The organism is Undibacterium sp. Di26W (assembly GCF_049340265.1).
Lineage (GTDB): Bacteria > Pseudomonadota > Gammaproteobacteria > Burkholderiales > Burkholderiaceae_D > Undibacterium.
Window position 1 is genome coordinate 1 of record NZ_JBMPOR010000070.1, and the last position, 599, is coordinate 599.

Genomic DNA, 599 nt, shown 5'->3' on the forward strand with positions numbered 1-599 from the left:
CGCATCAGCACATAAATGTTTGTTTCTACGAATCGGTGGTTGAGGTTTTTTGAATTTCATCGATTCAAGCACCGATTCCAACTGGGAAACGTCATGACGATTGGCTCCGGTTACGACGAACGACAACGGGACGCCACGTCCGTCCACCAGCAGATGGCGTTTGCTTCCATTTTTTCCCCTGTCCGTCGGATTAGGACCAACAGCCTCTTGTGCCAGCGGCGCTTTCATCGTCGCACCGTCTATACTTTGCCAGCGCCAAGCTATTCCTTCCAGCTCTTCATACTCAGCAAGGCCGGCTTTCCATAACGACTCAAAAAATCCTGCCTTCTCCCATTCAAGAAATCGGGCGTGGATGGCACTGGCACTGCCAAATCGTTCTGCCGGTATCGCTTGCCATTGGCAGCCCGTTCTCAGCACATACACTATCGCCTCAAATACTAATCGAGCATCCTTGGGCTTGCGTCCACCTCCAGATTGACGAACATAGCTTTTATTGTCCGGGCGTTGCCGCATCGGCAACAGCGCTTCTGCACGTTTCCAAAATTCGTCCGTTACTTCCCATGACTTGGCTCTCGTCATTCCCTATCATCGCAAAAAAA

Annotated in this window: 1 protein-coding gene; it reads right to left on the minus strand. The window is 51.1% G+C overall.

All coding sequences use genetic code 11. The features are described 5' to 3' along the window. The coding region (locus ACO0LM_RS28675) for an IS5 family transposase (protein WP_423042352.1) at positions 1 to 579 on the minus strand (579 nt) is incomplete at its 3' end. Positions 580 to 599 lie beyond the last annotated feature (20 nt).